This is a genomic window from Frigoribacterium sp. PhB107 (assembly GCF_003751515.1).
In the GTDB taxonomy this organism is placed as follows: Bacteria; Actinomycetota; Actinomycetes; order Actinomycetales; family Microbacteriaceae; genus Frigoribacterium.
In genome coordinates this window covers 315,190-335,041 of record NZ_RJKU01000002.1, presented here as the reverse complement: position 1 = coordinate 335,041, position 19,852 = coordinate 315,190, and the positions used below count along the sequence as shown (strand labels likewise).

The 19,852-nt window shown below is 74.7% G+C and carries 22 protein-coding genes; 12 read left to right on the top strand and 10 right to left on the bottom strand.

The features are described from left to right. Nucleotides 1–77: 77 nt before the first annotated feature. The 6 genes from EDF18_RS09725 to EDF18_RS09700 all read right to left on the bottom strand — a co-directional run bounded on the left by EDF18_RS09725 (nt 78) and on the right by EDF18_RS09700 (nt 6,585). Nucleotides 78–1,943, bottom strand: a complete 1,866-nt coding sequence (locus EDF18_RS09725) for a copper homeostasis protein CutC (protein WP_158614659.1) — start codon at nt 1,941–1,943, stop codon at nt 78–80. Then, entirely contained in the window at nt 1,940–3,025 is a 1,086-nt protein-coding gene (locus EDF18_RS09720; RefSeq protein ID WP_369878268.1) for an asparaginase, read from the bottom strand. The genes EDF18_RS09725 and EDF18_RS09720 overlap by 4 nt, the downstream gene beginning before the upstream one ends. A 35-nt stretch (nt 3,026–3,060) precedes the next feature. Beyond that, the gene (locus EDF18_RS09715; RefSeq protein WP_123547624.1) at nt 3,061–3,999 is read right to left on the bottom strand and encodes an amino acid ABC transporter permease; all 939 of its coding nucleotides are present in this window, start codon (nt 3,997–3,999) and stop codon (nt 3,061–3,063) included. Then, nucleotides 3,996–4,640 (bottom strand): amino acid ABC transporter permease, encoded by a 645-nt coding sequence (locus EDF18_RS09710; RefSeq protein WP_123547623.1) that lies wholly within the window; start codon nt 4,638–4,640, stop codon nt 3,996–3,998. The genes EDF18_RS09715 and EDF18_RS09710 overlap by 4 nt, the downstream gene beginning before the upstream one ends. Before the next feature lie 188 nt (nt 4,641–4,828). After that, a complete protein-coding gene (locus EDF18_RS09705; protein ID WP_233569089.1) occupies nt 4,829–5,788 on the bottom strand; it encodes a glutamate ABC transporter substrate-binding protein in 960 nt (319 codons plus the stop codon). A gap of 68 nt (nt 5,789–5,856) precedes the next feature. Then, on the bottom strand, nt 5,857–6,585 hold the full coding sequence (locus EDF18_RS09700; protein WP_123548277.1) for an amino acid ABC transporter ATP-binding protein: 729 nt from the start codon (nt 6,583–6,585) through the stop codon (nt 5,857–5,859). Between the two features lie 219 nt (nt 6,586–6,804). On the opposite strand from EDF18_RS09700, the gene EDF18_RS09695 reads away from it, so the two are divergent. The 9 genes from EDF18_RS09695 to EDF18_RS09655 all read left to right on the top strand — a co-directional run bounded on the left by EDF18_RS09695 (nt 6,805) and on the right by EDF18_RS09655 (nt 15,887). Next, on the top strand, nt 6,805–7,989 hold the full coding sequence (locus EDF18_RS09695; protein ID WP_123547622.1) for an ROK family transcriptional regulator: 1,185 nt from the start codon (nt 6,805–6,807) through the stop codon (nt 7,987–7,989). Between the two features lie 229 nt (nt 7,990–8,218). Continuing rightward, the gene (locus EDF18_RS09690) at nt 8,219–8,761 is read left to right on the top strand and encodes a flagellar protein FlgN (protein ID WP_123547621.1); all 543 of its coding nucleotides are present in this window, start codon (nt 8,219–8,221) and stop codon (nt 8,759–8,761) included. Further along, on the top strand, nt 8,761–10,176 hold the full coding sequence (gene flgK, locus EDF18_RS09685) for a flagellar hook-associated protein FlgK (RefSeq protein WP_123547620.1): 1,416 nt from the start codon (nt 8,761–8,763) through the stop codon (nt 10,174–10,176). The genes EDF18_RS09690 and flgK overlap by 1 nt, the downstream gene beginning before the upstream one ends. 17 nt (nt 10,177–10,193) lie before the next feature. Continuing rightward, on the top strand, nt 10,194–11,063 hold the full coding sequence (locus EDF18_RS09680) for a flagellin (RefSeq protein WP_233569088.1): 870 nt from the start codon (nt 10,194–10,196) through the stop codon (nt 11,061–11,063). Further along, nucleotides 11,060–11,461, top strand: coding sequence for a flagellar assembly protein FliW (gene fliW, locus EDF18_RS09675; RefSeq protein ID WP_123547618.1), 402 nt, complete (start codon nt 11,060–11,062; stop codon nt 11,459–11,461). The genes EDF18_RS09680 and fliW overlap by 4 nt, the downstream gene beginning before the upstream one ends. Before the next feature lie 266 nt (nt 11,462–11,727). Continuing rightward, nucleotides 11,728–12,981, top strand: a complete 1,254-nt coding sequence (locus EDF18_RS09670; RefSeq protein WP_123547617.1) for a sorbosone dehydrogenase family protein — start codon at nt 11,728–11,730, stop codon at nt 12,979–12,981. A 155-nt stretch (nt 12,982–13,136) separates the two neighbouring features. Further along, a complete protein-coding gene (locus EDF18_RS09665) occupies nt 13,137–14,387 on the top strand; it encodes a tetratricopeptide repeat protein (protein WP_123547616.1) in 1,251 nt (416 codons plus the stop codon). A gap of 72 nt (nt 14,388–14,459) precedes the next feature. Next, complete coding sequence (locus tag EDF18_RS09660) at nt 14,460–14,915, top strand: SprT-like domain-containing protein (protein WP_123547615.1); 456 nt, start codon at nt 14,460–14,462, stop codon at nt 14,913–14,915. A gap of 327 nt (nt 14,916–15,242) precedes the next feature. After that, nucleotides 15,243–15,887: a CGNR zinc finger domain-containing protein gene (locus tag EDF18_RS09655; RefSeq protein ID WP_123547614.1), complete on the top strand. Its 645-nt coding sequence runs from the start codon at nt 15,243–15,245 to the stop codon at nt 15,885–15,887. Nucleotides 15,888–16,081: 194 nt separating this feature from the next. On the opposite strand, the gene EDF18_RS09650 is transcribed toward EDF18_RS09655, so the two are convergent. The 3 genes from EDF18_RS09650 to EDF18_RS16800 all read right to left on the bottom strand — a co-directional run bounded on the left by EDF18_RS09650 (nt 16,082) and on the right by EDF18_RS16800 (nt 17,428). Continuing rightward, nucleotides 16,082–16,387, bottom strand: coding sequence for a DUF427 domain-containing protein (locus EDF18_RS09650; RefSeq protein ID WP_123547613.1), 306 nt, complete (start codon nt 16,385–16,387; stop codon nt 16,082–16,084). 51 nt (nt 16,388–16,438) lie between these two features. Continuing rightward, complete coding sequence (locus EDF18_RS16475) at nt 16,439–17,251, bottom strand: phosphosulfolactate phosphohydrolase (protein ID WP_199732413.1); 813 nt, start codon at nt 17,249–17,251, stop codon at nt 16,439–16,441. Between the two features lie 81 nt (nt 17,252–17,332). Then, a complete protein-coding gene (locus tag EDF18_RS16800; protein WP_123547612.1) occupies nt 17,333–17,428 on the bottom strand; it encodes a twin-arginine translocation signal domain-containing protein in 96 nt (31 codons plus the stop codon). 113 nt (nt 17,429–17,541) lie between these two features. On the opposite strand from EDF18_RS16800, the gene EDF18_RS09635 reads away from it, so the two are divergent. Further along, nucleotides 17,542–18,033 (top strand): hypothetical protein, encoded by a 492-nt coding sequence (locus tag EDF18_RS09635; protein WP_123547611.1) that lies wholly within the window; start codon nt 17,542–17,544, stop codon nt 18,031–18,033. Nucleotides 18,034–18,074: 41 nt separating this feature from the next. Here EDF18_RS09635 and EDF18_RS09630 read toward each other — a convergent pair whose 3' ends face one another. Beyond that, nucleotides 18,075–18,401: a DUF4333 domain-containing protein gene (locus EDF18_RS09630; protein WP_123547610.1), complete on the bottom strand. Its 327-nt coding sequence runs from the start codon at nt 18,399–18,401 to the stop codon at nt 18,075–18,077. A 157-nt stretch (nt 18,402–18,558) separates the two neighbouring features. On the opposite strand from EDF18_RS09630, the gene EDF18_RS09625 reads away from it, so the two are divergent. Next, nucleotides 18,559–19,185 (top strand): DUF1684 domain-containing protein, encoded by a 627-nt coding sequence (locus EDF18_RS09625; protein ID WP_233569148.1) that lies wholly within the window; start codon nt 18,559–18,561, stop codon nt 19,183–19,185. Between the two features lie 56 nt (nt 19,186–19,241). Continuing rightward, the gene (locus EDF18_RS09620) at nt 19,242–19,646 is read left to right on the top strand and encodes a hypothetical protein (protein WP_123547608.1); all 405 of its coding nucleotides are present in this window, start codon (nt 19,242–19,244) and stop codon (nt 19,644–19,646) included. Nucleotides 19,647–19,852: the final 206 nt, after the last annotated feature.

Genomic DNA, 19,852 nt, shown 5'->3' with positions numbered 1-19,852 from the left:
GATGCGTCGCACCCCTGAACGAGCGCCGCACCCTCGGGTTCGGGGGTGCGGCGCTCGTTCGGGGGTGCAAGGCCGCCTCAGGGGCGCGGCTGCTCCGCGAGCAGGTCCGACCGCGACCACGAGTCGACGACGCTCCCGCGCCCGCCGGCGCGGAACGCGAGCACCGCGGCGCCGATGCGCCCGCCGTGCGTGCCGAGCTCGGACAGCCGCACCTCGGGCGCGGCCCGCCAGGCCAGCCCGGCCGCGAGCTCGGCGCGCAGCGGGTCGACGAGGGCGGCGCCCGCGCGCGACACTCCCCCGGCGAGCACGATCACCGCCGGGTCGACGAGCAGCGTGAGCGACGTCAGGCCGAGCGCGAGGGCCCGGACGCCGTCCGCCCAGACCCGGTCGGCGACCGCGTCGACGCCGGTCCCGACGCCCTCGACGCCCCCGACCCGCGCGACGACGGCCGCCGTGTCGAGCCCGGGAAGTCCGCCGAGGGCCGCGTAGCGCCGGGCGACGCCGGCCCCCGACAGGTAGACCTCCAGGCAGCCGCGCTGGCCGCAGGTGCAGGCCTCGCCGCCGGGCACCGCCGGCACGTGGCCGAGCTCGCCCGCCGCCGTCAGGGCCCCGCGCACGGCGTGCCCGCCGCTCGTGACCGACGCGGCCACGCCGGTGCCGACGGCGACGAGCACCGAGTCGGCGACCCCCTCCGAGGCGCCGAACAGGCTCTCGGCCAGGCCGCTCGTCCGGACGTCGTGGTCGATCTCGACGGGCACCCCGAGCTCGGCGGAAAGGATCGGGCCGAGCGGCACGTCCGTCCAGCCGAGCGTGGACGCGAAGAGGACGACGCCGCGCTCGGCGTCGACCATGCCCGGCGTCACGACGCCCACCCCGACGACGTCGTGCCCCGAGGCGCGCGCCGCGGCCCGCAGCTCGTGCAGCAGGCCGACGACCAGGTCGATCGACTCTGCGCCGGTGGCTCCCGCCGCGACCGAGAGGGAGAGGACGGTCCGCCCCGAGTCGTCGACCACCGCCCCCTTGAAGGAGGTGCCCCCGATGTCGACCGCGACGACCGCGGACCGGGACGGGGCCGGGTCCGGCACCGCGCCTCCTGCGCTCTCGCCGCCCTGGACGTCCGCCGAGTCGGCGACCCTGACGGCGCCGGCAGGGCCCGCGACGCCTGCGACGCCCGCGACGTGAGGGTCGCGTGGACCGCGCCCGACGGCCGCGAGGAACTCCGCGACGACGGCAGGGTCGGTCCGCAGCGTCCCGTCGCCGCGCGGCGACGGCGACATCGCCCGCAGGTGCACCGAGGGGGCGCCGGTCGCAGCGAGCAGGGAGCCCACGCCCGCGGCCCGGACCCCGCCGCCGACGAGCACCTCGGGGGCGTCGCGGCTCACGGCCGACCGCCGCACGAGCTCGGCCAGCACGTCCGCGCCCTCGGCCGCGGTGCCCGGTCCGCCCGCCGTCAGGACGCGGCGCACGCCGAGCGAGCGCAGCACGTTGTACGCGGCGAGCAGGTCGGGCGTGGCGTCGATCGCCTTGTGGAACGTGACGGGCAGCGGCCCGGCCGCGGCGAGCAGCCGGCGCATCGCCGGCACGTCGACCTCGGAGGCGGGGGTCAGGGCCCCGAGGACCACGCCGACCTCGGTGCCGCCCTCCCGGCCGGCAGAGTCCCCGGCCGACAGCGAGGCCGCGAGCGCCGCGATCGCCTCGAGGTCGGCGCACATGACGTCGAGCTCGCCGTCGTCGTACGTGAAGTCGCCGCCGCGCGGACGGACGATCACCTGCACGCCGACGTGCCGCACGGCCCGGAGCACCGAGCGGACCAGCCCGGCGCTCGGCGTCGTCCCGCCCTCGAGCAGGTCGGCGCAGAGCTCGATCCGCTCGACGCCCGCACGGTCGGCCACGAGGGCGCCGTCGAGGTCGTCGACGCAGAGCTCGACGACGACGTCCGTCACGAGGCGTCGACCCCGGCGCCGCGCACCGCGGCGACCCACGCCGCGACGTCCGCCCCGACCCGGATCTCGCCGACGGGCACCCCGCCGCCGAGCACCGGCAGCGCGGTCAGCGACCCGGCCCCGGAGACGTCCACGCCGAGCGCCCCGAGCACCTCGAGCGCGACCAGCGTCGTCGCCCGCGGGCTGCCGTCGACCACCTTCATCGACACGGCCTCGCCGGTCGACGTCGCCATCCCGATCACGCCCTCGGCACCGCCCTTGGCGAGCAGGCCGGGCACGCGGGTCATCGCGTCGCTGTTGGCGTGGGCGTTCCCGCCCACGTAGAAGGGGTGCGCGCGCATCGCGTCGGCGACACGGCGGGCGGGCGTGCCCGCCTCAGCCGTGACGAGCGCCCGGAACGAGCGCGCCAGCCCCTCGACGGTCGTGCTGAAGAGGGGCGCCCCGCAGCCGTCGACGGCCGTGGCCTCCACGGTCGTGCCGGCCACCGCCTCCAGCGTCCGGCGGACGAGCTGCTGCAGTGGGTGGGAAGGGTCCAGGTAGGAGGCGGTGTCCCAGCCCGCGGACACGCACGCCAGCAGCATGGCCGCGTGCTTGCCCGAGCAGTTCATGCGGACGCGCGACCGGGTCTCGCCGTCGCGGATCAGCCGCTCGCGCGTCGCCTCGTCCTCGGGCCAGTCGACCGGGCAGCCGAGCGACGACTCGTCGAGCCCCGCGCGGGTGAGGATGCGGCGGACGACCTCGACGTGCGCGTCCTCGCCGGTGTGGCTGCCGGCCGCGATCGCGAGCTCCTCGCCGTCGAGGTCGGCCCCGGCCTCGAGGCAGGCGAGCGCCTGCACGGGCTTGGTCGTCGAGCGCGGCAGCACCTGCGTCGCGCCGCTGCCGAGGTCGGCGGCGACGCGGCCCTCGGCATCGAGGGCCACGAGCCAGCCGAGGTGCCGGCTCTCGACCACGCCCGAGCGCACGACGACGGCGAGCTCGGCGAGCGACGCGGCCGGGGCTGACGGTGCCGCAGGGGCGGCCGGGGCGGTCGGGGCGGTCGGCGTCGGCAGACCGTCGGCACGGGATGGGAGGGAGGGGGCCACGGTGTGCTCCTTGGTGACGGGGAGGGGAGGGAGGGTCAGTCGAGCGCGGGCGCCGAGGCCGGCGCCGGCACGGGAGCCGCCGCGCGCCGGGGGCTGCGCCGCGACGGCCGTGCCCGCAGGCGGGCGGCGAGCGTCGACAGCGCCCCGTTGAAGACGAGGTACACGAGCGTCACGACGAGGAACGTCTGGATCAGGAGGTGGTTGAACGACGACAGCACCTGGCCGCGGTAGAGCAGCTCGGTGAACGCGACGATGTAGCCGAGCGAGGTGTCCTTGACCAGGCTGACCAGCTGGGTCACCAGCGACGGGGTGACGAAGCGGAGCGCCTGCGGCAGCACGACGAGCCGGGTCGTCTGCGCCGACGAGAGCCCGAGGCTGAGCCCGGCCTCGCGCTGGCCGCGCGACAGCCCGAGGATCCCTGCGCGGACGATCTCGGCGAACGCGGCCGAGTTCGCCACGGTCAGCGGCACGACGAGCTTCCAGATCAGCGGCAGGTCGAGGCCGAGCTGCGGCAGCCCGAAGAGCATCAGGTAGATGAGCAGCAGCACCGGCACGGTGCGGGCGACCTCGATGTAGGCGGTCGACAGCCAGCGCAGCGGGCGACGCGGGCTCAGCCGCCCGAGTGCGAGCAGGAGGCCGAGCGCGCCGCCGAGCACCGCGACGAGGGCGGCGGCCTGGATCGTGCCCCAGAGCCCCACGAGCAGGTACTGCCAGATCGGCCAGGAGAGGAACGGCGTCCAGCGGTCGGCGTCGAGCTGCCCGCGCGAGCCGAACTGGACGAGCCCGGCCGCGACGAGCCCCGCGAGGGCGAGCACGACGACGACCGACCAGAGCCGGATGGCGCGTCGCGTGCGGGGGCCCGGCTCGTCGTAGAGCGAGACCGTGGGCGCCTTCCGGACGGAGGCGGAGGTGGTGGCAGCGGCGGAGGCGGCGCCGCTCGCGGGACGGGCGGAGGGGGTGGTCGGCGTGGTCATCGGACGATCGCCGCCTTTCGTTCGAGGCGTCCGGCGCCGAGGCCGATGACGAGGGCGAGCACCATGTAGACGAGGCCGGCGGCGGTGAAGATCAGGATCGGCTGGGCCTGGACGAGGTTGAGCTTGTTCACGGCGCTGGTCAGCTCGACGACGCCGACGGCCGCGGCGAGCGCCGTGTTCATCGTGAGCGCGATCATCACGTTGCCGATCGGCTGCACGGCCGCGCGCAGCGACTGCGGCAGCACGACGAGCCGGAGCGTCTGGCCGAGGGTCAGCCCGAGGGCCCTGCTCGCCTCGATCTGGCCGTTGCCGACCGTGTTCACGCCGCTGCGCACCGCCTCCGCCACGTAGGCGGCCTCGTAGAGGGCGAGCACGAGCACCGTGGTCGGCGCGAGCGGCATGATCAGCCCGGCGTCGGGCAGGGCGAAGACGGCGAGGATCAGCAGCGCCAGCAGCGGCACGTTGACGAAGAACTGCGTGTACGCCCAGGCGACGCCGCGCAGCACGGGCACCGGGCTGATCCGGGCGGCGGCGACGAGCGTGCCGAGCACGAGGGCCCCGGCGCCGGCGACCAGCGCCATCACGATCGTCGTGCCGAGGGCCGTGAGGAGCGGCCCTGCACTGTCGACGAAGAGGTCCATGGGGTCTTTCGGGCCGAGGGCGGGTGGGGCGGAGAACGGGGAGGTGCGGTGAACCGGAGGTGCGGAGAACGGGGAGGAGCGGTGGACGGGCAGACCGCAGGAGGTGCGGCTGCAGCGAGGCGACCGGGTGCCGGCCGGCCGTCGGGTCGCCCCCACGGCCGGCCGGCGCACCGGCGCCCGCGGTCCGGCTAGGAGCCGGGGACCGAGCCGATCTCGGGGGCGTCGGGGGTGTCCGACTCGACGGCCGCGCCGAGGGTCGCGTCCCAGACCTTCGCCCAGGTGCCGTCGTCCTCGATCTGCACGAGCCAGTCGTTGATGAACGCCTTGAAGTCGGCGTCGTCCTTGGCGAGGCCGATGCCGTAGGCCTCGGTCGTGAAGGGCTGGCCGACGACCTTGATCGAGTCGTCCGACGCGGCGTTCGAGGCGAGCAGCGTGAAGTCCTGCACGTAGGCGTCGCCGCGGCCCTGCTTGAGGGCCTGCATCGCCTGCGGGTCGGTCGCGAACGACACGAGCGTGGCGGTCGGCTGCTCCTCGGGCACGGCGGTGACGGCGGGCGTGTTGGCGCCGACGATGACCTTCTTGCCGCCGAGGTCCTCGATGCCCTTGATCTCGTCGTCGTCGGCCTTCACCGCGACTGCGAGGCCGGACTCCAGGTAGGGGCCGGCGAACGAGATCTGCTCGGCCCGCTCCTCCGTGATCGTGTACGTGTTGAAGACGACGTCGACGGTGCCGTTCTGCAGCAGGGCCTCACGGGTCTCGGAGGCGGGCGGGACGATCTCGACGTTCGGCTCGCCCAGGATGTAGATGGCGAGCAGCTTGGCGAGGTCGGCGTCGAAGCCCTGCACGTCGTCGGGGTTCGACGGGTCCTGCTGCGAGAGCAGCGGCGCGTCGAGGGCCTCGCCCACGATCAGCTTCCCGCGCTCCTTGATCTTCGCCATCGTCGAGTCGGGCAGGATGTCGGCCGCGTCCGCGACGACCGCGTTCGCGTAGACCTCGTCGAGGGCCGAGGCGGCCGAGGAGGCGCTGGGGTCGGCGCCGGGGACGGCCGAGCTGTCGCTCGAGCAGGCCGCGAGGCCGAGCATGGCGACGACGGCCACGGCTGCCGGGACGACCCGACGCAGGCGGAGGGGGGAGGGGGAGGTGCGCAAGGTGGTGCCTCTCTTCGATGGGGCTGCTGTGGGAGGTGGTGCTGCGGGAGGTGCGGAGGGGGAGGAGGTCAGTGGGTGAGGATCTTCGACAGGAACGCCTTCGCCCGGTCGGACTCGGGGTGGTCGAAGAAGGTGGCCGGGTCGGCCTGCTCGACGATGCGGCCGTCGTCCATGAACACGACGCGGTCGGCGGCGCGACGGGCGAAGCCCATCTCGTGGGTGACGACGATCATCGTCATCCCCTCGGCGGCGAGGGAGACCATCACGTCGAGCACCTCGTTCACCATCTCGGGGTCGAGCGCCGACGTCGGCTCGTCGAAGAGCATCACCTTCGGCCGCATCGCCAGGGCACGGGCGATCGCGGCCCGCTGCTGCTGGCCGCCCGAGAGCTGGGCGGGGAACGCGTCGGCCTTGTCGGCGATGCCGACCCGGGCGAGCAGCTCGAGCCCGTGGGCCTGGGCGTCCTTCTTGGACTCCCCCCGCACGGTGATCGGCGCCAGGGTCACGTTGTCGAGGATCGTGCGGTGCGCGAAGAGGTTGAACGACTGGAACACCATGCCGACGTCCGAGCGGAGGGCGGCGAGCGCCTTGCCCTCCTCGGGCAGCCGGACGCCGTCGACGAGGATCTCGCCGCTCGTGGTCGTCTCGAGCCGGTTGAGGCAGCGGCAGAGCGTGGACTTGCCCGAGCCGGAGGGGCCCACGACCACGACGACCTCGCGCGGTGCCACGCTGAGCGTGACGTCCTTGAGGACGTGGTGCTCGCCGAAGTGCTTCTGGACGTCGCGCATCGTGATCATGTCGTTCGCGCTGGTGCCTGAGGCGGTGCTGTCCACGCTGGTGCCGCTTTCTCGAGAGGTGCGGCAAGGGGGCCGCGTCGCCGTCCGGTGAGGTCGTCGTCCGTGTGGGACGGGAACCTACTGTGCGATTGTTACACGTAGATTTCGATCAACTTCGTGCAATACTGGAGGAACGCGACCAGCCTGACCAGGTTCGCGACCGATCATCGCGAGGGGCCCATGACGACGACCGAGGCGTTCCGCGCCCCTCCCCGCCACACGCCCCAGGCCGTCGAGGTGCTGCGTCCGCTGAGGACGGGCGCCGCGAGGTCACGCGCGGACCTCGCCCGGGTGACGGGGCTGTCGCCCTCGACCGTCGCCTCCCGCGTGGAGGACCTGATCCGTCTCGGCCACGTCGTCGAGACGGGCGAGGGCGCGTCACGGGGCGGCCGCCGTCCCCGGCGGCTGCAGATCCGGGGCGACGCCGGCCTCGTCGGCTGCGTCGACCTCGGCGTCGACCGCGCGTCCTTCGGGCTGGTCGACTTCTCGGGCGCGCTGCTGGCCGAGCGCCACGTGGCCCTGGACGTGGCCGAGGGGCCGACCGCGGTGCTGTCGGCGTCGCTGGCGCACCTCCTCGGGATGCTCGACGAGCTGGGCGACCCCGAGCACGCACGCCTGAGCGGCCTGTCGGTGGGCGTGCCCGGCCCCGTCTCGTCGACGACCGCGCGCATCGTCTCGCCCTCGCGCATGCCCGGCTGGAACGGCGTCTCGGTCGCCGAGGTCGTGCAGCGCGAGATCGACCTGCCCGTCGTGGTCAACAACGACGCGAACCTCATGGCGGCCGGCGAGCTCGTGGCCGAGGGCGACGAGGCCGTGCCCGCCGACCAGGTCTTCGTCAAGGTCGGCTCGGGCATCGGCTGCGGCATCGTCTCGCGCGGCGAGCTCTACACGGGCAGCAACGGCTGGGCGGGCGACATCAGCCACGTCACGGTGCCCGGCGCGACCGCCGTCCCGTGCTCGTGCGGCCGCACCGGCTGCCTCGACGCGCTCGCCTCGGGCAACGCGCTCGTGCGCGAGATGCAGCTGGCCGGACACGACGTCGCGACCGTCGAGGCGATGATCGACCTGGCCCGCGACGCGCACCCCCTCGCCACCGGCCTGCTGCGCGGAGCCGGGGTCATGACGGGCGGCGTGCTCGCGACCATCGTCAACTTCTTCAACCCCGACCGGCTCGTGCTCGGCGGCGTGCTGGCCGACTCGGACGTCTTCGTCGCCGGCGTCCGCTCGACCCTCTGGGCCGACTGCCTGCCGATGGCCACCGACCAGCTGACCGTCGAGGTCACGCGCCACCAGGGCTCGGGCGGGCTGCGAGGGGCGGGGCGGGTGTTCCTCGACCAGGTGTTCTCGGTGCGCGGCCTGGCCTGAGCCTGCGGTCGCATCGTGCACGAACCTGCGCGCGAGGGTTCCTGCGTCGTGCACGAGTCAGGACGATCGGTCCCCCCGCCGCGCGACTCAGGACAGATGTTCCTGGATGAGGAGGGGCAGGCGGACGCCCGTCGCCTAACGCCGGACGGCGGGACGCCGATAGTCCCCCGTGCAGAGGACATCACCGCTCCCCTGCACCACCCGACGACCCCCTGACCGAGGAGGCCCCATGGGCGCGAACGAGCTGTCCGCGCTGCTCTGGCGTGAGCGAGAGCTGCTGGAGCTGCTGACCTTCAAGCTGGAGGAGGAGCAGCTGCTGCTCACCGCCGGCCGCACCCGCTGGATCGAGCACGCGACCCGCGAGGTCGAGCAGGTGCTCGAGCGCCTCCGCGAGGCCGGGCTGGCCCGCGCCGTCGAGGTCTCGTCGGTCGCCCAGGAATGGGGCACGGACGAGGAGGCGCCCCTCCGCGAGATCATCGCCGCGGCTCCCGCGGGCCCCTGGGGAGAGATCTTCACGGCGCACCTGAGGTCGATGACCGACCTCACCGCCCGCATCGCGCAGCTGCGCGACGAGAACGAGCGGTTCCTCCGCGCCGCCGCCCGGGCGACGCAGGAGACCATGGCCACGGCGGCCGACGCGGCCGCCGGCAGCATCTACGACGCCAGCGGCTCGGTCGGGGGCGCCTCGGCGTCGCGCGCCGGACGTGCCGGCGCGGGAGCCGCCTCCGGCAGCCAGGTCTCCGGCGGTCAGCTCTTCGACGGGCGGCTGTGATGGTCAGCACCTTCGGCAGCCTGCACACCGCCTACACCGGCCTCGTCGCCGCCCGCACCGGCATCGACGTCACCGGCCAGAACATCGCCAACGTCAACACCGAGGGCTACACGCGCCAGCGCGTCGGCCAGAGCTCGGTCGAGGCCCCGGCCCGGACGGGCCGGTTCAGCGCCGGCGTCGTGCCCGGGCAGGGCGTCGCGGTCGACGCGATCGCCCGCCTCGGCAACGCCGTCGTCGACGGCCAGGTGCGCAGCGCCGCGGCCGCCGCCGGCTACCAGTCGGTGCGTGCCGACGCGCTCTCGTCCCTCGAGCAGGGTCTCGGCGAGCCGCGCAGCACGGGCATCACCGCCCAGCTCGGCGCCTTCTGGAACTCGTGGAGCGACGTCGGCAGCCACCCCGACCAGACCGGCCCCGCGTCGGTGCTGCTCGGCCAGGCGAAGACCCTCGCCGCGAGCATCGCCTCCGGCCACCAGGCTGTCGAGGACCAGTGGAGCGCCACCCGCGGCACCGCCCAGACCCTCGGCGTCCAGCTCAACGACGCCGCCCGCCAGGTCGCCGACCTCAACGGCCGCATCCGCTCGGCCGTGCAGGACGGCACCAGCGCCAACGAGCTGATCGACGCCCGCGCCCGCCTCACCGAGCAGATCGCCTCGATCGCCGGCGGCACGGTCCGCGACGCCGGCGACGGCACGGTCGACGTCCTGATCGGCGGCAACGCGCTCGTCAGCGGCACCACGGCGCGGAGCATCGTCGTCAAGGGCGAGTTCGCGATGAGCGCCTCGACCGGCGTGACCGTCGAGTGGGCGCACCGTCCCGGCGACGCCGTGGCCATGGACGGCGGCAGCCTCGCCGGCGCCGTCTCGCTGCTCGGCCCCGCGGCCGGCGGACAGGGCGGCGCCCTCGCCGAGGCCGCCGCGTCGTACGACGCCCTCGCCACGCAGCTCGCGACGCAGGTCAACGCCGTGCACGCCGGCGGCGTCCGCGCCGACGGCCAGCCCGCCGGCCAGTTCTTCGCCCTGGCGCCCGGCGTCTCGGCGGCACGCGGCCTCACGGTCGTGCCGACCGGCGCCTCCTCGATCGCCTCGGGCGGCGGAGCGGGAGCCCTCGACGGCTCCGTCGCGCAGCGCATCGCGCAGATCGGCGTCGGATCCGGCTCGCCCGACCGCGCCTGGTCGTCGATCGTCGCCGGCATCGGAGCCTCCGCCAAGAGCGAGATGGCGCAGTCGTCGCTCGCCGACCTCGCCGCGTCGTCGGCGAAGAACCGGCAGCTCTCGGGCTCGGGCGTGAGCCTCGACGAGGAGAACGTCTCGCTGCTGAGCTACCAGCACGCCTACCAGGGCGCCGCACGCGTGATGACGGCCATCGACGAGATGCTCGACACGCTGATCAACGGCATGGGCCGGGTCGGGAGGTAGGGACGATGCTGACACGCGTGACGAACCAGATGACGGCGCTGCAGTCGCAGCAGCACCTGCAGGCAGGCTCCGTGCGCCTGGCGCAGGCGCAGGAGCGGGCCACGAGCCTCGACAAGCTGAGCCGCCCCTCCGACGACCCCACCGCCACGGCCGAGGCCCTGCGCGTGAAGAGCCTGCAGTCGGCCCACGCCCAGCACACCCGCAACGTCGCCGACGGCGACGGCTGGTTGAGCACGACCGACTCCGCCCTGATCGCTGCCGACTCGCTGATGGCCAAGGTGCGCGAGCTGACGCTGCAGGGCGCCAACGGCTCGCTGTCCCCGAACGCCAAGGAGGCGGTGGCCGTCGAGCTGGAGGGCCTCAAGGCCGACCTGCTGGGCGTCGCCAACACGAGCATCAACGGCCGCAGCGTCTTCGCCGGCACCTCGGACGCCGGGGTCGCCTTCCGCGCCGACTACAGCTGGACCGGCACCGCCGGCTCCAGCGTCACCCGCCGCATCGGGCCGGAGACGACCGTCGCGGTCGACTCGGACGGCTCCGCCGCGTTCGGTGCCGGCGCCTCCTCCGTCTTCGCCCTGATCGACGACATCGCGACCAGCCTCCGCACCGGAGGCGACGTCGCGTCCCACCTGACCACCGTCGACGCCCGTGTGTCCGGCCTGCGCAGCGTGCAGTCCGACATGGGCGCGCGACACGCCCAGCTGCTGAGAGCCGAGGACACCCTGATGGACACGAAGGTCACGCTGGAGGCACAGCGCGCCGGGCTCGAGGACCTCGACCTCGGCCAGGCCGTGCTCGACCTGCAGCTGCAGAACAACTCGTACCAGGCCGCCCTGCAGGTCACCGCGAAGGTGCTGCAGGTCTCGCTGATGGACTTCCTCCGATGAGCGCCGTGACCGCCCCCGTGGCGTTCGTCGCGCCTCCCTTCGGGCTCGAGCCGCTGGTCGACTTCGTCCTCGACGAGGTCGAGGGGGCGACCGGCCTGTTCGCGCTGCGGGCGACGGACACGTCGGACACGTCGTCCGAGGTCCGCCTCTACGTGCTCGACGCCGCCGTGCACCTGCCCGACTACTCGCCGGTGCTGACCGACGAGCAGACCACCGGGCTCGACCTGCACGACGCCGCGGAGGCGCTGCTGCTCGTCGTCGCGACCCCCGCCGCCAGCGGCATGACGGTGAACCTGCTCGCGCCGGTCGTCGTCAACACGCGCACCGGCCAGGCCGCGCAGCTCATCCTCGAGGGCCAGGACTGGCCGCTCCGCGCGGAGCTCGCCGCGCGCGCCTGAGTCGCTCCCGCGCCCCGCGCGCGCCCGGCCCACCTGCCTCGCACCCCCGAGTGGACGCTGCACCCCGTCGTTGCGGGGTGCATCGTCCACTCCGGGGTGCTTCGCGTGCGCCGGGCGTTCCGCGTGCGCTGCGTGCACAGCTGGCGAGTGTCGCTCATACGTCACGGTCCGGTGACGGAGTCGTCACGGTCGTGCAACGATGCGCCGCACCCGTCGCCCGGCCCGCCCCTCCTCGTGTCTGATTGAGGGACGAGGAGGCGCACCCCATGACACGAGACCGGCCCCGACACCGGCCCGCCCGGCGCACGCGCGCCGTGGTCGCCGGCGCCGCTGTGACGACGGCCCTCGCGCTGCTGGCCGGCTGCACCGGGGCGGGGACCTCGACCTCGAGCACGTCGTCGTCCGGCGCCGCGAGCGACGCCGCCGCGCCCGTCGAGACGACGCCGGGCCCCGGGCCCGTGGCACCGACCACGGACACGGCGGCCGTCCGCGTCGCCGACGACGCCGAGCCGACCGACGTCGCCACCGGCCTCGAGGCTCCCTGGTCTGTCGTGCGGCTGGATTCCGGGTCGTCGTTCGTGAGCCTCCGCGACAGCGGCCGCGTGGTCGAGATCGGCGACGACGGGGCGGTCCGCGACGTCGCGACGATCGACGGGGTCGTGCACCAGGGCGAGTCGGGCCTGCTCGGGCTCGCCGTGCTCGCGGGGTCGCCCTCGTACCTCTACGCCTACCTGACGACCGCCGACGACAACCGCATCGTGCGGGCCGCCATCACCGGGGCGGCCGGGTCGTACGGCCTCGGCCCCGTGGAGGACGTCTTCACCGGCATCCCCGCGGCCTCGAACCACGACGGCGGCCGCATCGCCTTCGGCCCCGACGGCATGCTCTGGGCCACGACCGGCGACGCCTCCGACGACGACGCCTCCCAGGACGAGACCTCGCTCGGCGGCAAGGTGCTGCGGCTCTCGCCGACCGGCGCCGTGCCGAGCGACAACCCGATGCCCGGGTCGCCCGTCTGGAGCCTCGGCCACCGCAACCCGCAGGGCATCGCCTGGGACGCGTGGGGCGGCGGCTGGGTCGCCGAGTTCGGCCAGGACACCTGGGACGAGCTGAACTCCCTCGCCCCCGGCGCGAACTACGGCTGGCCCGAGGTCGAGGGCCGGGGCACGTCGGGATCGACTGGGCCGTCAGGCTCGTCGGGCTCGGCGGGCCGGTTCCTCGAGCCGGTCCTGCAGTGGCGCACCGACCAGGCGAGCCCGAGCGGCCTCACGGCGGTCGGCTCGACCCTGTTCCTGGCCGGGCTCGGCGGCGAGGTGCTCTTCGAGATCCAGGTGCCCGAGGCCGGCGAGGCGACCTCGACCGAGCGGTTCTCGGGCGACGAGTCGCTCGGGCGGATCCGCGACGTGCTGCCCGGTCCGGACGGCACGCTCTGGCTGCTGACGAACAACACCGACGGCCGCGGCGACGCCCGGCAGGGCGACGACCGCATCGTCAGCGTGCCGCTGCAGCCGCTCGACTGACCGGCGCGGCGCGGCACGAGCCAGCGCGACTGTTCCGGTCACCGCGAGGCGGATCACTCTCGAACTCGAGAAGAGCAGCACGGAAATCGAGAGGACGGCCGCAGAGCGCGCGCCGGACGGCCCGAACGACCACCCTGCGGTTACCCTCGTACTCGATGAGCCAGCACGACTCGAACCCCGGATCCGCGACCGGCAGCACCCGCCCCCGCAGCGTGCCGCCGGGCTCCGACGCGCCCTCGGGCCGCACCTCCCGCCCCGTGCCCGGCGTCGAGCCGATCAGCCTCCGTGTCGCCGTCGACGTGCGGACCGCCGAGGCCCGTCTCGCCGCCCTCGGCCAGAGCCGCAGCACCTCCGCCCTGGGCGAGCGCGCCGACCTGCTGCGCACCCTCGGCCGCCTCGACGAGGCCCTGGCCATCGCCGAGGAGGCGTTCCGCCTCGCCCACTTCACCGGCGACCGCGCCGACTCCACGGCGGCGCGCATCCGCCGTGCGCACGTCCTGCGCGAGCAGGGCAAGCTCGAGCGCGCGCTCGGCGACCTGCACACCAGCCGCATCACCGCCTCCACCGAGGAATGGCGCGTGCTCGAGGCCACCGCCGCCGAGCTCGAGGGCTACACGCTCTTCGACCTGGGCCGGTACGACGAGAGCGACGAGGTCCTCACCGCCGCGCTGACGGCCTACGAGCAGGCCGGCGCCGCCCGCGACCGGCTCGACGCGCTCCGCACGGTGATCGAGGGGCTGATGCGGGCCGCGCACGAGGGCCCCGCGCACGCCCGCGAGACCGGCTCGATCACGCCGATCGGCCGGGCCGCGGCGGGCGCCCACGCCGCCGTCGTCTCGCCGCCTGAGGCGGGCGACACGAACCCCTCGGGCCTGCCCCGCGTCGGGGACGGGTCGTCCGCGACCGCGACCGCCGCCGTCGGGCACGACGGCCAGGGCGAAGGAGGCGCGCCGCAGTCCCCGGAGCACGCGGACGCCCCGGCTCCCGCCGCCTCCGCCGCACCCGCCCCGGCTGCGTCCGCGACGCCCGAGTCCGGCGCGGCTCCCGCGTCGGCCCCGGCCCCCGCTCTGCAGGCCCCTGCGCCGATCGAGCCTGCCCTCGCCGCCGCGATGCGGATCGATCCCGGTGACGCGCCCGCCGCCTCCTCGGCGCCTGCCGCCCCGTCAGAGCCCGTGCTCGACAAGCCGTCGACCCGCGCCGACACCAGCCTCTGGGGCAAGATCTCCAGCCTCGCGGCGAACGCCGCCGGGCACCGCGACCGAGACGGCGAGCGTGCCGTGGTCGTCGACGCACCCGCGGTCGACGACGACGGCGAGCCCCGCCGCGGCGCCACCGGCGTCACCGGGGTCGTCGACGGGCTGCCGCGCGACGACGAGCCGACCACCTGGCCGTTCCCGGCGCGCTGACCTGCGCGTCGATGCTGCACCGCACCTCCTCGTGACGCCCCGGACCTCGGCGTCCGTCGGGAGGCGCTGACCGTGGCCGACCTCGACCGGGTGCGGCGCTGGGCCGACGCCCTGATCGCCCTGCACCTCGACCCTGCCGTGTGGAGCTTCGGCTTCGACGCGGCCAAGACCCGTGCCGGGCTCTGCGACTACGGCAAGAAGCGGATCACCGTCTCGCGGCACCTCGCGGGCAGGTACGAGGACGACGAGATCCACCAGGTGCTGCTGCACGAGGTCGCGCACGCCGTCGCCGGGTCGCGGGCGGGCCACGGTCCGCGCTGGAAGAGCGTCGCCACCGAGCTGGGCTACGTCGGCGGCCGGCTGCACGACGGGGCCATCGCCTCCGAGCTGGCCCCGTGGGTCGGCGTCTGCGCCGCCGGACACGAGCACTTCCGCTACCGGGAGCCGAAGCGGCCCCTCGCCTGCGGTCGCTGCTCGCGCCGCTACGACCCCGCGCACCTCATCACCTGGACCAAGCGCGCGGTCTGAGGCTCGGAGCCCCGGGGTCGCGCCCTCACGCCCGACACCGGGCACCCGGCACCGAGCGCCACGTTGTACTTCTGCCGAATTTGAGAGAGATCCGCCAGTCGGCGACCCAGGACTCAGGCCCGCGGCGAGTCGTCTGCGAGATCTCTCTCGCTTTGCTGCCGCTGCCGCTGCCTCCGCCCCGTGATGCCCGCAGATGCCGACCGCAGAGCCGCGACACGTTCGGGATGCGCCTCGACACGTGGCGTGTCGCGCTCCCTCGGTCGGCATGTGCCGACCAGGCAGCTCAGGAGGCGCGGGCCGGGCTGCGTAACCAGCTAGGGTGGTCAGATGACGACTGGGCAGTGGCTGCGCTCCGACACCGGCACGCGCTGGTTCTTCGACTCCGGGGCGCTCGCGCTCGACTTCGCGTACCTCGGCGGGTTCCGCGCCGGCTCGCGCCTCGGCCCCGAGTCGGGCCTCGCTCAGCCCACCGACGGCTCGTCGCCCTGGGACGGCCTCCTGCTGCCCGCCGACCTCGACGACTGGCTCTCCGAGCGGTTCCCCGGGGTAGGCGGCGGAGCCTCCGACCGCGAGCTCGCGGACGCCCGTGGCCTCCGCGACGCGATCGCCCGGTTGGCCGTCGCCGCGGTCGACGGAGCCTCGCCCGACCCCGGCGACGTCGACATGCTCAACCTGTTCGCCGCGACGCCGGACGTGCCTCCCGCACTCGTCGGGGGCCGCCGTCAGGCCGGCGCGGGGCGGCTGCGGCTGGGTCAGGCGCTCGCCTCGGTCGCCCGCGACGGGGTGCGGCTCTTCGACGAGGTGGGGTTCGGCGGCGGGGACGAGTCGCGCCTCCGTCGCTGTGCCAACGCGCTGTGCGGTCTCGTCTACCGTGACGAGTCGCGGGCCCGCAGCCGCCGCTGGTGCTCGATGCAGCGCTGCGGCAACCGGGCCAAGGTCCGCGCGCATCGGGCGCGTTCGGCTCAGCGGTGACGCGCCAGCGTCACGCCGAACGCGCCGGGTGAGCCTGCGAACCCGGGCGGCTCAGCGGTGACGCGCCAGCGTCACGCCGAACGCGCCGGGTGAGCCTGCAGCCCGCACGCCCCTCGCCACACCCCTGAACGAGCCTCGCACCCTCGAATTCAGGGGTCCGATGCTCGTGTGGGGGTGCGAGGCGGCAGGTGCGCCTACTCGACGACCTGCACGTCCTTCCAGAACGCGACGTAGCCGGTGTAGTCCTTGCCGACGCGGTCGAACGACGCGGGGATCGGCGTCGGGTAGCTCCACGCGCGGTCCTGCAGCAGCGTCTCGCCGTCCTTCACGCTGAAGTACTGGGTGTCGCCCTTCCACGGGCAGTGGTACTGCGTGGGGCTCTTCTCGAAGAGCTCGTCGTTGACGCTCGCGGGCGGGAAGTACCAGTTGCCCTCGATCGAGATCAGCTCGTCCTTCGGTGCCTCGGCGACCACGGTGCCGTCGCTCAGAACTGCCTTCATCGTCCACTCCTCTGGTCGGGGGCTCGGTCGGCCCCCGTGCTGAGCAGAACGCTACGCCGGCTCGCTCTGTTCCCCGTGCGAGCCGTGCGCGCGGGAGCCGTCCAGGCGCAGCGCGTCGCCGCCGCCGCTCGCACCGCCGTCGGTGCCCGCACCGGTGTCGTCGCCCGCACCGGCGTGGGTGCCCGCACCGGCGTGGGTGCCCGCACCGGCGTGGGCACCGCCGTCTCGGCCGGTCGCCTCCGCCACGAGGGGCACGCGGTGCACCGTCGCGACCGCGGCCGGTGTCCGGGCCGCGACCAGCGCCTCCTCGCGTCCGGTCGCCGCGAGCTCGGCAGCGGACGAGGAGGCGGTCAGCAGGTGGGACTGCGCCCCCCGCAGCGAGACGGCGGCGGCGCACGCGACGGCGGCCTCGGGCGACGAGAAGTCGATGCCGGAGGCGGCGAGCGCGTCGACCACGGCCCCCGCGGCGAGGACGTCCTCGACGGCGGAGCGGAACCCGTCGTCGTCGAGCGCGCCCGCGGCGACCACGGCCACGACCGCGCGGTCGCCCCGCTCGGCCTGGCGGTCGAGCACCCGGCGGGCGACGTCGGCCGAGGAGGCGGCGGTCGCGTGCAGCACTAGCGCCCCGGCGTCCGAGACGGCGGCGACCGCGTCGAGCACGTCCGCCGTCGACAGCAGACCGTGCCCGTCGAGGACGTCGACCACGACCACGACGTGCGCCCCGGACGCGACGCGGGCCGCACCGGCGACGCCCTGGTCGAGGCGGACCTGGTACTTGGACTGGTGCGGCTTCCGGTGCTGGGGCTGCGGCTCCTGCTGCTGGTGCGGGGCCGTCTGCTGCGGGGCTGTGCGGGATGCGGTCACGTCCTCAGGGTAGGTCGGGGCGCCTCCTCGGGTCGGTGCGTTGCCCCGCGTTACGACGGGCGCGGACTGCGGGGCGCGAACTCAGGGGTCCGGGCTCAGGGCTCCGGCTCCGGCTCCTGCTCCTGCTCCGGCTGCACCATTCAGGAAGTCGCGACCCGCGCCTCCTGGACCGTGCACGACTCAGGACCGCGAGTCCCCCCGCCGCACGCCTCAGGACAGATCTTCCTGAACGAGGAGAGCCCCGCGAGCGCCGCGCCCGCCGCCCAGCCCACGGGAGCAGACTCGTCCACATGCACGTGCAGCTCAAGATCCGACTCGCCTGTCCCGTCGACGCCGCGGCCGACGCCCTGCGCGACCCCGCCGTCATGGTCGCCGTGACCAAGCCCCTGGTTCGCTACCGCTCGCTCGCGCCCGAGGGCTTCCCCGACCGCTGGACCGAGGAGGCGCACCCCGTGACCGCGCACATCCTGGGCCTGCTGCCCCTCGGCGACACGCACGTCGACCTCGACTGGCACGACCGTGACGGCGCCTGGATCCAGCGCGACACCGGGAAGGGCACCGCCGGCCAGTTCTCGCGGATGCGCATCGACCACCGCATGGCCGTGTCGCCGCTCGGCCCGGACGAGACCCTGCTGCGCGACCGCCTGGTGTTCCACGCCGGGCCGATCGGCATCGCGCTCTGGCCCGGGCTCTGGCTCGTCTGGCAGTGGCGCGCGCTCCGGATGCGCGCCCTCGCGCCGGGCTGGCGCGCACCCGAGGCGCACCCGCGGCACGCAGGCTGACCAGGAGGGCCGGGGCGTGACGCGCCCGGCCCCTCCCGCTCCTACTCCTTCGGCTGCTCGTCGACGGCGACGTCCACGTGGTAGTCCTCGCCGCCGTCGGTGCTGATGGTCACGAGCGAGTCGTAGACGACGTCGTAGCCCGGCGTGTTCACGTCGCAGTGGACCTCCCCACCGTCCACCACGTCGATCGCCTCGTCGCCACAGTCGACGTCGGGCCGGGTGCCGACGGACTCCTCCAGGCCGTCCGCCACGGTCGTGGCGAATTTGTCAGCCGACACGGTCCGGTTCGCCTCGACGGTGCAGCCGGCGAGGCCGGCGGCCAGCACGGCGATCATGACGACGCTGCCGGCGGTGTGCAGAGCCCGCATGGTGTTCCCCCTCGTTCCGGGGAACGCCCCTCGCTCCCCGCCGTCGAGTCTGGCACCGACACCGTGCGTCCCGACTACCGTCGCCCGCGTGACCGACCCGACCCCCACCTCCTCGTCCCCCTCCGCCGCAGGCGACACCGGCGCAGCCGCGCCGCTCGTGCCCGACACCGACTCGGGCCTCGCGCTGGCCGCGTGGCGCCGGACGATCCACGGGCTGTACCGACAGGTGCGTGAGGCGACCGACCTCGAGGCGGCGCACGACCTGTGGCGGCGCACCCGCGACGAGCTCTTCACGACGAACCCGGTCACGCCGCTGCTGCCCGAGGACAGGCCTCACTTCACCGGCCTGCCGACGAAGCCGTACGACGCCGCCTGGCGCTTCGAGGTGCCGATCCTGCCCGCGGAGCCGCACCGCATGGTCGTCGAGACGGGCACCGACGGCGACGTGCCCTTCGACCGGGTAGGCCGCGCCGAGGTGCCGGGCGTCGGCTCGCTCGACGTCTGGCGGCTGCGCTCGTACGGGGGCGGCCTGTTCGTCCCGGTCGGGGACGCGCTCGCCGGCAAGCCGGGCGGCACCTACGGAGGCGGTCGGTACCTGATCGACTCCGTCAAGGGCGCCGACCTCGGGCCCGGCTCGGAGCCGGGCACGATCGTGCTCGACTTCAACTTCGCCTACAACCCGAGCTGCGCCTACGACCCCGCGTGGGCCTGCCCGCTCGCGCAGCCGGGCAACCGCGTCGCCGTCGAGATCCCCGTGGGCGAGCGGTACTCCGGGGCGCACTGAGCCCCCGCCCGGACGGCGCAGCAGGGGCAGGACGACCTGTCCGCTAGCGTGGCCGCATGACCGCGACGACGCCGCCCGACGGCTCCTCCGCCGCGACGCCTGCCCCTTCCTCGCCCGAGGTCGTGACGGAGGCGTTGCTCGTGCTCGGCCGCGACCCCGCGAACCCGTTCACGGTCGCCGTCGAGGGCGGCAGGATCGTCGCCACCTGGGTGTACCAGGACGCCCGGGGAATGCTCGGCAGCAGCCGCTCCAGCTACCGGCTGCGCATCACGCTGCTGCCCGAGACCCATGAGTACAAGCGATCGGAGATCAACACCGAGCGCAGCGTCGGGACGGCGTCCGGCTCGTACACGTTCAACTCGGCGAAGGTCGTCGGTCCCGTCAAGCGGACCCTCGCCGCACACGGCTGGCACCGTCGGAGGACGGCCCTCGGCAAGGCGATCCGCGGCCTCTTCTCCTAGGTCGACCCACCTGCCCGGCGGGCGCAGGCGGGCTGTCCGGCCCGCGCCTCCTCGCGTGCCGGCCCGCAGCTCCTGGGTGCCCGGCTCGCACCTCCTCGCGTTCTGCGACGAGTGCCGCTAAGCTGGGGTCACTTGCGAGTCGGCCCGACCGGCTCCCTGCGTCGTAGCACGCCCCTCCTCGCCTCTCGCCCTGGCACACACCCAGG

Bases quoted from the DNA above. Each gene is read 5' to 3' on its own strand.
- flgK (WP_123547620.1), top strand. From the start codon at position 8,761: ATGGTCAGCACCTTCGGCAGCCTGCACACCGCCTACACCGGCCTCGTC.
- EDF18_RS09630 (WP_123547610.1), bottom strand. From the start codon at position 18,401: ATGCGGGCTCTGCACACCGCCGGCAGCGTCGTCATGATCGCCGTGCTG.
- EDF18_RS09655 (WP_123547614.1), top strand. From the start codon at position 15,243: ATGACGACTGGGCAGTGGCTGCGCTCCGACACCGGCACGCGCTGGTTC.
- EDF18_RS09695 (WP_123547622.1), top strand. From the start codon at position 6,805: ATGACGACGACCGAGGCGTTCCGCGCCCCTCCCCGCCACACGCCCCAG.
- fliW (WP_123547618.1), top strand. From the start codon at position 11,060: ATGAGCGCCGTGACCGCCCCCGTGGCGTTCGTCGCGCCTCCCTTCGGG.
- EDF18_RS09700 (WP_123548277.1), bottom strand. From the start codon at position 6,585: ATGATCACGATGCGCGACGTCCAGAAGCACTTCGGCGAGCACCACGTC.
- EDF18_RS09670 (WP_123547617.1), top strand. From the start codon at position 11,728: ATGACACGAGACCGGCCCCGACACCGGCCCGCCCGGCGCACGCGCGCC.
- EDF18_RS09690 (WP_123547621.1), top strand. From the start codon at position 8,219: ATGGGCGCGAACGAGCTGTCCGCGCTGCTCTGGCGTGAGCGAGAGCTG.
- EDF18_RS09665 (WP_123547616.1), top strand. From the start codon at position 13,137: ATGAGCCAGCACGACTCGAACCCCGGATCCGCGACCGGCAGCACCCGC.
- EDF18_RS09710 (WP_123547623.1), bottom strand. From the start codon at position 4,640: ATGGACCTCTTCGTCGACAGTGCAGGGCCGCTCCTCACGGCCCTCGGC.
- EDF18_RS09715 (WP_123547624.1), bottom strand. From the start codon at position 3,999: ATGACCACGCCGACCACCCCCTCCGCCCGTCCCGCGAGCGGCGCCGCC.
- EDF18_RS09635 (WP_123547611.1), top strand. From the start codon at position 17,542: ATGCACGTGCAGCTCAAGATCCGACTCGCCTGTCCCGTCGACGCCGCG.
- EDF18_RS09650 (WP_123547613.1), bottom strand. From the start codon at position 16,387: ATGAAGGCAGTTCTGAGCGACGGCACCGTGGTCGCCGAGGCACCGAAG.
- EDF18_RS09620 (WP_123547608.1), top strand. From the start codon at position 19,242: ATGACCGCGACGACGCCGCCCGACGGCTCCTCCGCCGCGACGCCTGCC.